Raw genomic sequence first — 12,112 nt, 5'->3', positions numbered from 1 at the left:
TGACAGTATGCGACTGACAAGGGTATGTCTGCTTTGTGCAGCCCTGTTTTTTCAACCGGCGACGCTGGCAGCGGATGTCTATACCGTTCAGCTCTATTTTGGACTTTCTGTCCCAGACGGGGGAGAGGTGTCCGCAGAGGAGTGGGCAAGGTTCCGTGATGAGCAAATCGTTAAGCGCTTTGATGGCTTCAACGTTATCAGTTCCAAAGGATACTGGAAGGGGGAGCCGGAGCCGGCCAAAATCGTCACGATAGTGATGGAGGAAGACCAGCTCGCAGAAGCGGAAGTACTGGCGAAAACCTACGCTGAAGAGTTTAAACAGGACTCGGTTATGCTGGTTAAGTACCCGGTCTCGAAGCTGGAGTTTGTGCACGGGGAGCAGAAGTGAGAAGCTGGTGCCACAGCTCTTAAGAGCAGTCAGTGATTGTTACTGATTAAATCATCAAAACTGCCACCAACAAGGGCTCACTCAACTAAAATTAAAGTGAGCCCTTTTGTTTGCGGTGGTAAAAATGACAATAAAAGCCCGTCACCTGCCAGTCGCGCCTGCGCCGCGCTTTATCCGCCATACCCTGACCGTTGATCCGGCCCGGCTGAGTGCACAGGAAAAGCAGAGCTTCACTGATTCTCTCTATCAGCTCCACTGCCAAATCTTTGATGGAGTCAGCCGGGAGAGTTTTCAGTCCTATGTGGTGGACTCCCCTGCCGTTTATACCCGGATCCGTATCTATATGAATGACGCCAGGGAGTGGGTCGGATACTGTGCGATGCACCGGTTTAATAAACGGATTGCCGGGCGAAACCGGGTGATCGTCAGGGCGGAAGCGGGGATACTGCGCGCGTACCGGGAGTGTAGCCAGACCCTGTGGTTTGCTTTTGTACAGGCGATTAAATACCGGATGCTGCATCCGTTTGCTTCCCTGTATTACCTGGGCTCCTTTGTTCATCCCTGTGTGCTGTATATGTTCTCCCACTACTTTGGTCAGTGCTATCCGCTGCCTGGCCGCGATATCTCTCCGCACAGGAAAGCGATGATGTCAGAAATGGCAGACGCTTTCGGACTGGAAGGCGTTGAAGGGCAGAGCTGGCTGGTCAGAAAAGTGGGCTGGATAACCCGCGAGTCTGGCAGTGATACTCAATACTGGCATGCCAATACCCATCCTGTGGTGCAGTTCTATATCCACACCAACCCGGAATACGGTAAGGGAAATGGCTTGCTTACCCTGGTGCCGCTCACTTTTGGCAATGTGTTTTCGTCTCTGGTGAAGTTTTTACGCAGGAAGCTGACTGGGCATGTTTCCTGCTAATTCCTTGGTTCAGTGAGATTTTTAATCCCGGCTTCATAAGATGAGTTCCTGGTGATGTGTTATTCTGAATGGAACAGCTCTTAACTAATCACTCATTGCATGAATATCAAATACGTTAAAAAAGCGGTGCTGGCAGTTGCCGCGCTCCTGATCTTCAGCGGCTGCGCGGAGCCAGACAGCGTCCCCCTTTCTCAGCAGGATCACTGCAGCGGGCTGACCCGGCAGGAAACCAACCCACTTGCTGACTTTATCCGTCCGTACAAACAGAAAATGGAAAACAAGACCGGGGTGTATGTGCTGGAGCAGGGCACCGAAGCCATGATGTCCCGCGCCTGGTTAACAGATCACGCTGAAACCACCATTGATATTCAGTACTTTATCTTTTCTGTCGATAATGTTGGGCTGATTGCGACCGATTACCTTGTCCGTGCAGCAGACCGCGGTGTCAAAGTTCGGGTGCTGGTGGACGATATTATGCTCGAAGCCAGGGGAGATGAGCTGCTGATGCTGGCAGGTCATCCGAACATGGAAATTAAAATCTACAACCCTAATGTTAATATCGGCAAGAACCTGATTGATAAGGTGACCACGCTGGCATTTGATTTTCATGGCCTGAATCAGCGGATGCACAACAAGGTATTTATTGTCGACGGTCAGCTTGCGATCACCGGCGGCCGTAATGTGGCTGATGAGTATTTTGGTTTTGACCATGAATACAACTTCCGGGACAGGGACGTGTTCCTGGCCGGTAAAGTGGTCGGGGATATGGAGACGTCGTTTGAGGAGTACTGGCAGCATTCCCTGAGTGTGTCGATAGAAAATCTGTATGACAGTAACCCGTGGGAAGGGGATACGGATTTTGCCCGGCTTAACTCTTATGCCTGCGACCCGGAGCATTTTCACCCGGAGATAAGGGCAGAGATAGCGCAGGTTCCTGACACCTTTAAACGCCTTACTGATGAGGGCAAGTTCCTGTGGCTGGATAAGGTGGAGTATGTCGCCGACAAACCGGGTAAGAATGACAGAACAGAGTTTCTGGGCGGTGGCAGCGCCACCCAGAAAAAGCTGGTTGAACTGGCTGAGTCTGCCAGAAAAAGCCTCACCATTCAGACGCCGTACCTGGTAACAACCAAATCGGACCGGGCATTCTTAAAATCGCTGGTGGAGAGGGGAGTGGAGATCAAGATCCTGACCAACAGTCTCGCATCTAACGATAACCTGGAAGCGTTCAGCGGCTATCAGCGCAACCGGAAAGCGCTGCTCAATACCGGTGTTGAGGTGTATGAGTTCCGGCCGGATGCCCAAATCCGCCATCGGGTGATGACAGAGCACATGTTTAAAAAGCTGCCCACAGTGCCTGTATTTGGTCTGCACGCCAAGACCATGACTATCGATGGTGAAGTTACGGTGATCGGCACCTATAACTTTGATCCGCGCAGCGCAAACCTCAACACCGAGTGTATGACGGTGATCCACTCACCGCAGCTTACAGAGCTGGTGAAACAGAACATGCTGCTGGAGATGGAACCGGAAAACGCCTGGCTGATAAGTCATGAATTTAATCCGGATTCAGAAGTGAGTCTGTCGAAGCGGATTGGGGTGAAAGCGAGGCGGGTTGTGCCAAAGGATATTCTTTGAGGTTATTTAACTAAGCCCCACCAGATCCCGGCTCGCGCCCGCCAGTGAGAGTGTAAAAACTCCAGTGGAACGCGTCCGGGATGACATTATTTCTATTTAATACAATAAGATAAGTTGAAAGTTGTCATCCCGACCCTGAGCCGGGATCTCGTAAAGAGAGCTGAGGACTAAAGGAGTAACAGCTCTCGTCTGTCAGGAAATGACAGGAACAGTGTATTGATAACTCTTGAGCCAGCCCTACCAGATCCCGGCTCGCGCCCGCCTGTGAGAGTGTGAAAACTTCAGTGGAACGCGTCCGGGATGACACTATTTCTATTTAATACAATAAGATAAGTTGAAAAGTTGTCATCCCGGCCCTGAGCCGGGACCTCGTAAATCGAGCTGAGGACTAAAGGAGTAACAGCTCTCGTCTGTCAGGAAATGACAGGCACAGTTCATTGATAATCCTTGCGCCAGCCCCACCAGATCCCGGCTCGCGCCCGCCAGTGAGAGTGTAAAAACTTCAGTGGAACGCGTCCGGGGTGACACTATTTTTATTTAATACAATAAGATAAGTTGAAAACTGTCATCCCGGCCCTGAGCCGGGATCTCGTGAAGTGATCTGAGAGTATACAGGATCATTTCCTCCCCGGAGGCGGCGGCACTTCCCCGTCACTCAGATACCCATCCCCATTCTTATCCAGCTTAGAGAAGTCCCTCGCCAGCGGCCCTTTGGCTTCCGCCTTAGAAATCTTCCCGTCACCATTACGGTCAAGCATGCTGAACGGGTCTTTTCCTCCCCGTGGCGGCATCTGACGGTCACCCTTTTGCTGGCCCTGTGAGTGTGCCTGGCGGTTAGCACCACCTGGCTGAGTATTCTGTTCCCCGCTCAGTTCAACGGTGAATTGACCACGGCTGGTACCGGTTGGCTCTGCAACGAACTCTGCCTCACCGCCAGTCACGCAGCGCACCATGTTATTGATGCGAACCGCATCCCCCTGAGGACCACGGCCATCGCTGAAGCGGGACGGGTCACCGGTTTTATCATCGCTGCGCTGGGCGCCCGCGCCGTGCACATCCATCCATTCGCCGTTCATCTTGCCCATCGAGCGGCCAAAGGAGACATAAGCGCCTGCACGGGTGCTTTCGCTGTCCATGTGGGTCGTGCTGCTCCAGTAGGAAGCGAAATCTTTCTGACCGGCTTCATTGGTAATTGGCGTGGTATCAAACACCGGGTCGATAGCAGCGCTGCCGGTGGTATCCGGTGAACGGGTGTAATCGACGATGGATTGCAGCTCTTTAACATTCGGCAAACGCCAGTCACTGCTGCCATTCAGGGTTAAGTTCTCGCAGTAACCCAGTGCAGACGGGAAGTCCATGTTCTCACCACTGTCGCCCTGCTGCCAGGTCAGGCCGGTGGCGTTATCGGTAACGGTGCCATTAACCGCCGCACTGAAGTCATTGATGCCATACTTAGGATTACCGCGCACAGCAAGCACATAGAAAGTCTTCTCATCCCCACGGGGTGATTCCAGCCCATAGCCCTTGATCCGGCCATCGATGAAGTTCACGCCAAACATGGTTTCTGCGCCTTTCATGGTGGTGGAGACGTATTTGGTGCTGGTCGCGTACTGGCTGTCGATAAGACGCTCCCCCGCGTCCATATCGCCGCCGTTAAAGGCGAAGTAGTCGATATTGATAAACGGCGTCATGCTGAAGGTGCCGGAAGAGGCCATAATGCGGCTCGGGTCTTCTGCATCAAACAGGATCAGTGAGTAGAGCTCTTTGATGGTCGGCAGACGCCAGTCAGAATGGCCTGCTTTATTCAGGTTTTCTGCCCAGGCCATTGCTTCGTCCCAGGTCATTTTGTCTGTTGCGTTGATCACGCCATCACCGTTGGTATCTGTGGTGTCAGTCCACATCAGGCCGGTGACCTTATCGGTTACAGTCCCGTCGCCATTGCGCTGATAATCCGGCTGGTTACCCATGTACTGGGCATCCTGACCATAAGTGTCATCCCCCGGTTGCGGGCAGCTCGCGAGTGCGTTTTTGGTACCCACACAACTGTTTTGGTTAGTATCGACAATCGGGTAAGTCAGGTTCGCTGCACTGGCAGCGGCCGCACCCAGCGCGGCACAAATAAAAAGGCCTGTACGGCAGAGTCTGAATTGAGTGTTCATGGCTGTCTCCTTCTCTTTCGCTACAGGTTCAATGTACTGCTCAATTGAGGAGCAAATATGGAGAGATTGTGGAAGTAGCTTTTTCTCTCGTTCCAACGCTCCAGCGTTGGAATGCATACCGGACTCAAAGTACCCACTCTGGCCTGAAGGAAATGGGGATGGCATTTGGAGATTAGCAACAAGCTTTTGCCCCATTCTGTGTTAACGTAATTACTCAGTGGCAGATTGTGCCACTGAGATTACCGTACTTTTGCTTATGGTTGCTATTACCGGAGTGGTGAAAGGAATCTCCCAAAAACGAGCATTTCGTTTATTTTGTATCAGGCTCGCCACTTGTGTACTTATTCACTAATTTCTTTCAACATGGTTAACACGGAAATAGCGTACTTACCCTTGAATCTAGCAGATTCTTTAGTTTACTCATTCCTTCCTGTAGCCTCTCTTCTGTACTGATAGACATTAATGAAAGGCGGATATGACTTGTTTCCATTTCGTTTACATCAAAATAGCTGCCGCTACTGACAAGAAGGTTTTGGTTTTTGGCTTCCTGAACCAAATGTTCTGCTTTCCACTGGCTCGGCAATGGCAACCAAATATGGTATCCAGTAGATCGACACTGGATGGATGGCATGATTTGGCGAGCTAACGATTGTCGCTCTTGAGCAGTGATGCGCTGAGATTGCGCTAGATCAAACGCTTCACCAGATTCAATAAGGTGAGTGGCTGCACAAAAGTTCATAGGAGAAGGAAGCCAAATGTTGGTTCGAATGTGAGCATTTATCAGTGCAATTTGGCTATCTGGTGCTTTGATAAATCCACACCTCATCGCGGGACTTATTGCTTTTGATAGCGCTGAAATATGAAAAGCTTGCTCAGGTATAAAATTGCTGATGGCTGGTATCGGCTTCTCATCCAGAAAACAATAGATGTCGTCCTCAACAAGCCAGATGTTGTGTTTACTGACAACCTTAGCCACCTCTTCACGACGGGGCACAGGCATGGTTATTCCTGTCGGGTTCTGGTGGGACGGAATAATAATAACCAGTTTAGGCTTATGCTCCGCAATAACCGAGTCTAAAGCTTCTGGTGATACACCATACTCATCCATCGGAACTCCGACGATATTGCGGCCAGAAAGATTCGCTATAGCAAAGATGCCTGGGTAAGTCAGAGACTCAACGGCAATGGTATCGCCTGGTTTAGTGAGAGCATTGATGAGCAGAGAAAGTGCATGTTGTGCACCATTGGTTAGTATCGTATTTGCCGCATTACCACCTTCCAATCCAAAATGCTTAGCCCAGGTACTACCAGCCTGACGATGTGCTTCATGTCCTGAATGTTCAACGTACCCTATTAGTTCAGGTGTAACCCTGTCAGCAGTTAGCTTGTATGCCCTTTGGATTGCGTCTACATTTTTGTACAAACAAGGCTGGAGAATAGAGAAGTTGTAACCGTCGTCATCGTCAGGTGCCTGAATAGCTTTACCTAAGTCAGACTTTTCACATACATAGGTTCCCCTACCAACGTATGACTCGACCCTACCTTTATCAGCTAGCAGGTTATAGGCTTTGGCGATTGTAGCAGGTGTTGTATCCAACTCAGATGCAAGTACTCTGTGAGTCGGTAGCTTTGAGTTAGGCTGGTACTCCCCCTTATTGATTCGCCTCTCAATAACCTTTGCAATTTTAACAAACTTAGCGTTGCTCACACATTCTCCTACAGATACTTCAATCACTCTCTTAGATTATGACCTAGTTTAATTGAATTAGAAAATTAATAAACTTAGGTAACCAGATCGTATTGACATATGTCAATACGATCAATTAAGGTATTTCAATGCGCTCAGACATCATCAGTAATAAGGAAATAAAGAATGAATCAGGTAAACGAGATTTCGAAAGTCACCTTCATCGGCCTAGGTGTAATGGGTTATCCAATGGCGGGACACCTTTCGAACCAAGGTTTTTATGTCACTGTATATAATCGTACCGTCTCTAAGGCTCGAAAATGGACGACTGAGTATTCAGGTGAGTCAGCGGCAACACCATCAGATGCAGCTATGGATGCGGACGTTGTTGCTCTCTGTGTCGGAAATGATGATGACGTGCGGAGTGTTGTATACGGAGACACTGGCGTACTTAATAGCATGCGAGCAGGTTCTATTCTGCTCGACCACACGACAACATCAGCAGAGTTGGCAGAAGAGCTTGCGATGAAGTGTGTAGAGAAAGGTATACATTTCATTGATGCGCCAGTGTCAGGAGGCCAGTCAGGTGCTGAGAATGGATCATTAACCGTTATGTGCGGTGGGAAAAAAGCTGCTTTTGAAGCCGTTTCTCCAGTACTTTCAAGCTACTCCAACCAAGCGGTTCTACTAGGTGAAAATGGACAGGGGCAGAGATGTAAGATGGTAAACCAAATCTGCATTGCTGGGGTGTTAAAGGGACTTAGTGAGGCGGTGCTTCTTGCTCAAAAATCAGGATTAAACATAGAGCAGATTGTTGATGTTCTTAAACATGGAGCTGCTGGCTCATGGCAGATGGAAAACCGCGCTGTCACCATGTCTGAAAACAGGTTTGATTTTGGGTTTGCAATCGATTGGATGCGTAAAGACCTTGGGTTTTGTCTAAACGAAGCAAGGAAGAATGGTTTGTTTTTGCCCCTTACTGAAGAGGTAGATAACCAATATCTTTCTTTGCAAGAAAGAGGGTTTGGTCGCATGGATACATCAGTGCTTATAAAAGCATATGATAACGAATAGTCGGTGTGATACCCATGGAATGGTTAGGAAACGATATTACTCTACTCTCTGGAACTAATAGCGCTCATGACTTCAGTTTTTGTAGCAGGTTTCATAGATAGCGTCGCAGGCAGAGGAGGACTTATTCTCGTATCCTCTTTCGTACTAGCTGGATTACTACCTCAGATTGCGCTTGGACAGGAAAAAACACCAACGCATAAGTTATTGTTATGGCTGTATGGAACAAACTGAAGCCTCAAAATCGTGATGCTCGAAATTGTCCAGAGGTACTCATCTGACAGGCTAGCAGGGCAAAGTGAGAAGCCTGACCAAATTTTGCTCATGCCTGATGACGGATAGTGCATGAGCAAAACCTCCCAAAAACATGCAGGAACGGCGTTCTTAACCAGTAAAACTCAACTGCATTGTTATGCAAATTCGCTGGCAGACATATCTCGGAACTGTCGGATAGGCGACACCTGTTACCAGATGCCGCCCTCCTAAGAACCGTACGTGCAACTTTCACTGCATACGGCTCAAGCCTCCACTAAGGCGTTATTGTTACCCAGCAACTCACAAAGCAGTGGCGATAGGGTCAAACCATGAGTTACGACCTGTGTTTTTCACCTTGCGTTCATTGAGAAAACCTTCCCAAAAAGGATCAAACGGATTCGCCTGACTCATGATTTTTACATGTCGCTTAATTGGCACCTTAGCGATGTCAAACAGCCTGATCACGCCATACTTTCCTGCCTTTTTGAACCAGCCATGGAAAGTCCATTGACCTTGCAAGCTCAGAAAATACTTATGTGCGACCCACTTGCGCCCCTTGTTTGGGTGACGCCTGACTGACCATCGCCATAACGCTAGAAACATCTGATGACCAACATAGCCGAAGGTTTGTTTAGCAACACAATGGCGATAGTAATTCGCCCATCCTCGTAGTTTTGGATTTATCATCTTGATGAGATCGGCTACTGGGATTGTTGCGTGTTTTCTAATGAGGTTACGCATGTTTCGTAAGAATGATAATACGTTGGACTTGCTCGGTTTAATGAGCAGTTTCCCTTTGTACTTTCTGGCGTTGAAGCCAAGAAAGTCAAAACCATCATTGATATGAGTTACATGCGTTTTCTCTTCAGAAAGCGTTAAACCTCTTTCTTGTAGGAAAGCCATCAGTTGCGGCTTAATGTCATTCACAAGAACTTCCTTTGAAGACCCAGTGATAACAAAGTCGTCAGCATAACCTATAAAGTTTACTCTGCTGCCTGTCTTGCGAGCGATAGACTTAGTTAACTTTTCTAGTCCGACAAGAGTGAGCAACATCAAGGTTGGCGAAATTATCCCGCCTTGTGGTGTACCCTCTGCCGTTTTGTAGAATAGCCCTTTGTCTATATAGCCACATTCCAGCCATTGCTTGAGCATCCTTTTGTCTGTCGGGATATTATCAAGTAGCCACTGGTGACCTATCTTGTCGAAACAAGCTTTGATATCACCCTCAAGAACCCATTGTGCTGCTCCCTTTTTGCACAGGCATTTGAAGCACTGCTGTATTGCATCGGCTGCGCTTCGATTGGGTCTAAAACCATAGCTGTTAGGGTCGGCAATTGTTTCAGATATAGGTTCTAGTGCTAGAAGGTGTAACGCTTGCTGCGCTCGGTCTACCATACACGGGATACCTAATGGTCTCAGCTTGCCGTTTTTCTTTGGGATATAGATCCTTCTGAGCGGTTTGGCTCGATAGCCTTTTCTGCTCAGTAAACTGACTGCCGCCATTCGACGTGCATCGGTGTTCCAGATGTCGCCGTCAATTCCTGGCGTTTTACTGCCTTTGTTTTGTGATACTCGACGAACAGCGAGAAGCTTTGCTGCTTTCGAGTGAGTCAGTATCCACTGTAGTGCTTTCGCCTTACCGTGTTTACCTTCTCGGATTGCTTTTGCAATGCGCATCTGGAGCCTTAACACATGGCGCTCAACCGCTTTCCAGTCGATGGATTGCCATTGGGCGCTGCCAGAAGGGGCACTCACTTCATGAGAAGAGATCATCTGCGTTCCTTCTTAAATAAAGTTTTCCAAATCATCTTGCAATGGGAGACCAGTTGGAAGTGGGCACACTTTCGTGTCAGACATCCGTCTGTATCTGCATCATTACAATGCAGCATTCGCTTTTTCCAACCTCCTTTACCAGCACCGCTATCGGCTATCTTCGCAGATAGCTTTCCCGAAGGAACGATACTGGCTTACCGTGTTCCGTATGTCGCGCAATATCAGGTTAGATGCCCACTATAGTGCGAGGAGCCTATCGATCACGAAAGAGTATTGTCCAACCTCTTTCCTACTCCCATCGCCGTTTGGCCACAGCGTATTAACCACTTCCGCTGCTTCATCATATAACGCACCTTACATGGATTCACTTTCGTTCATCATACTGATTCCCTAGCACTCACCCAATTCGTGGTTATCAGGAGGAGCATCTCCTCGCGGTTCTGCTCCCGTTTGGCACAGTACCAAACTTCGTTACATTGTCAGGCTCGCTGCTTTATTCAGAGCCTTAGGGTCGTCTGGTGATACAAACGGTTCACTCTTATCGCGGTGAACAGCGCTTCATGCGACTTCACGTCGCACGGACAGAAACGTGTCAGCGACTTTGCTAATTTAGCGTTAAGCGGATTACCTCAGGTATAACGATACAGTTCAATATGGTAGGCAACCTATCCACGTTACTAAGTTCGCCGCACAACTACGTTTAACGGTAATAGAGGGGATTAAAGTGGATTAGTCAGGACGCAATCTGTCACTTTTCAATTCAAGGTTTAATCAGATCTGACAGATTGCTCTAACTCATATGCCCCTGATTGATCAAACGTTAATTTTCTTTCGTCGGCTCAATGAAATAGACAACTTTATCATACAGAAATGTTCGGGATTGCGAGAGCTTACGCAGCGATTGTCAGACAAAGGTATCATCAGATTCACGCGTCGCAGCCATGTAGTCAAAGGCAGATTCAGTTTCGCTGAAACGCAGGCTCAGGAGGTGGCTTTTTTTTACTCAATAGCGGTTATAAAAATCGTGCACTCGTCATCTATCAGGCCCCCCTTCAGATAGACTTGGCTAAATGATAGCTTTATTCTAGTGACGAGGAATGTATCTTCACTAAGTCAAAGGTAAGGAAATGAAAGCCGATATTAGAAAAGCGGAATATGAGATTGATTTGGAAGTCGTGTGCAAGATTTTTTCTGACTTGAAAACGTACAGCATAAATGTGGCAGGCAAGAGCGACCCAATCAGTGCCGCTGAGGAGTTTTTCTTTGATACACCCCCAGTATTTGAGCTCAGAAAAAAGCATGTTTTTATTATCTCAATTAATGGAACTCCTGCAGGCCTAATTGACTTACTTGAGGACTTCCCAGAAGAGAATGTTTGCTATGTGGGATTGTTTGCCATTCAGGAACAAAAGCAATCCATCGGTATAGGTAGAATGATTTTCTCTATGTTAGAAGAACTTTGTAAAAATAGTATGAATGCAAATAAACTTAGACTTGGTGTAAGAAAAACTAATCCAGTTAAGGGCTTTTGGGAGAAAATGGGATTTACCCTAACAAAAGAACTTTCAGATGCTTTCATAATGGAAAAGTTAATATGATTTTTAAACTGAGCCACATCATAACGAGGTAGCTTTTATTTATCAGGACTTCCAAAATATATCTTACCAAGCCCGTCACGAATATTCTTAACAGAAACAGATTAAGAGTCTTTCTGAGGTAAGCTATCTAACAATTTACAAAATGCCCTATGCGCTGCACCTTGTCCTTCATAAATGTAACCAGTATCGAAAAACAGATCTCCACTCTCGTGACTTACCTTAATCCCCCAACAACCATTCTCTGGATATGGGTTTTCACAATTTCAACGATAATGTTACTCACAAGACAACCTCCTTTTTTAATTTTGGTGGTAACCATTGGGGTATGAACCTCAATAGCCACCATGGTGCTGTGCATTTTATTTTTACTAAATGAATTAGAGGAATTAAGTCAAAAAGGTGCTTGTAGAAATGTTACGAGTACCTGCTCTAACACAGTTCGGGGCAGAAGCGTTTTAAGAGTTAATCGTGTTTTGTATGTTCTCCGAAAAAATCTGCATAAAGTGAATCTGAAACCTTGGGTCGGGGATGGAAGCTAATGTCCAGAACTTTTCACGAGTGGCTCCTCGTAAAGTGGCGCCGTTCTGCGTTTTGGGATACCAAAAGTTATCCGAAAGGTAGATA

General features: G+C 47.5%; 8 protein-coding genes. 5 read left to right on the top strand and 3 right to left on the bottom strand.

Annotated features, from left to right (window positions below; translation table 11 throughout):
• Nucleotides 1-7: 7 nt before the first annotated feature.
• The 3 genes from ACVB80_RS10490 (at nucleotide 8) to ACVB80_RS10480 (ending at nucleotide 2,945) form a co-directional block, all read left to right on the top strand.
• Nucleotides 8-388: a DUF3574 domain-containing protein gene (locus tag ACVB80_RS10490; protein ID WP_481081238.1), complete on the top strand. Its 381-nt coding sequence runs from the start codon at nucleotides 8-10 to the stop codon at nucleotides 386-388.
• Between the two features lie 124 nt (nucleotides 389-512).
• Nucleotides 513-1,307 carry a hypothetical protein gene (locus tag ACVB80_RS10485; RefSeq protein ID WP_481081237.1) on the top strand — a complete coding sequence of 265 codons (795 nt, stop codon included), beginning with the start codon at nucleotides 513-515 and terminating at the stop codon, nucleotides 1,305-1,307.
• A gap of 99 nt (nucleotides 1,308-1,406) precedes the next feature.
• On the top strand, nucleotides 1,407-2,945 hold the full coding sequence (locus ACVB80_RS10480) for a phospholipase D family protein (protein ID WP_481081236.1): 1,539 nt from the start codon (nucleotides 1,407-1,409) through the stop codon (nucleotides 2,943-2,945).
• A gap of 617 nt (nucleotides 2,946-3,562) precedes the next feature.
• Here ACVB80_RS10480 and ACVB80_RS10475 read toward each other — a convergent pair.
• Together ACVB80_RS10475 and ACVB80_RS10470 are read right to left on the bottom strand one after the other, a co-directional pair.
• Complete coding sequence (locus ACVB80_RS10475; RefSeq protein WP_481081235.1) at nucleotides 3,563-5,104, bottom strand: Lcl C-terminal domain-containing protein; 1,542 nt, start codon at nucleotides 5,102-5,104, stop codon at nucleotides 3,563-3,565.
• 367 nt (nucleotides 5,105-5,471) lie between these two features.
• Nucleotides 5,472-6,812 (bottom strand): aminotransferase-like domain-containing protein, encoded by a 1,341-nt coding sequence (locus ACVB80_RS10470; protein WP_481081234.1) that lies wholly within the window; start codon nucleotides 6,810-6,812, stop codon nucleotides 5,472-5,474.
• Nucleotides 6,813-6,977: 165 nt separating this feature from the next.
• Between ACVB80_RS10470 and ACVB80_RS10465 the strand changes: the two genes are divergently transcribed.
• Complete coding sequence (locus tag ACVB80_RS10465; protein WP_481081233.1) at nucleotides 6,978-7,865, top strand: NAD(P)-dependent oxidoreductase; 888 nt, start codon at nucleotides 6,978-6,980, stop codon at nucleotides 7,863-7,865.
• 552 nt (nucleotides 7,866-8,417) lie between these two features.
• Here ACVB80_RS10465 and ltrA read toward each other — a convergent pair.
• Entirely contained in the window at nucleotides 8,418-9,890 is a 1,473-nt protein-coding gene (ltrA, locus tag ACVB80_RS10460) for a group II intron reverse transcriptase/maturase (protein ID WP_481081232.1), read from the bottom strand.
• Nucleotides 9,891-11,017: 1,127 nt separating this feature from the next.
• On the opposite strand from ltrA, the gene ACVB80_RS10455 reads away from it, so the two are divergent.
• Entirely contained in the window at nucleotides 11,018-11,488 is a 471-nt protein-coding gene (locus tag ACVB80_RS10455) for a GNAT family N-acetyltransferase (protein WP_481081231.1), read from the top strand.
• Nucleotides 11,489-12,112 lie beyond the last annotated feature (624 nt).

The organism is Vibrio sp. 9-16B-A1, assembly GCF_056726165.1.
This window is presented reverse-complemented; position numbering and strand designations above follow the sequence as displayed.

Excerpts from the sequence above, each read along its gene's own strand:
- ACVB80_RS10490 (WP_481081238.1), top strand. The coding sequence starts at position 8 with ATGCGACTGACAAGGGTATGTCTGCTTTGTGCAGCCCTGTTTTTTCAA.
- ACVB80_RS10485 (WP_481081237.1), top strand. The coding sequence starts at position 513 with ATGACAATAAAAGCCCGTCACCTGCCAGTCGCGCCTGCGCCGCGCTTT.
- ACVB80_RS10480 (WP_481081236.1), top strand. The coding sequence starts at position 1,407 with ATGAATATCAAATACGTTAAAAAAGCGGTGCTGGCAGTTGCCGCGCTC.
- ACVB80_RS10475 (WP_481081235.1), bottom strand. The coding sequence starts at position 5,104 with ATGAACACTCAATTCAGACTCTGCCGTACAGGCCTTTTTATTTGTGCC.
- ACVB80_RS10465 (WP_481081233.1), top strand. The coding sequence starts at position 6,978 with ATGAATCAGGTAAACGAGATTTCGAAAGTCACCTTCATCGGCCTAGGT.
- ltrA (WP_481081232.1), bottom strand. The coding sequence starts at position 9,890 with ATGATCTCTTCTCATGAAGTGAGTGCCCCTTCTGGCAGCGCCCAATGG.
- ACVB80_RS10455 (WP_481081231.1), top strand. The coding sequence starts at position 11,018 with ATGAAAGCCGATATTAGAAAAGCGGAATATGAGATTGATTTGGAAGTC.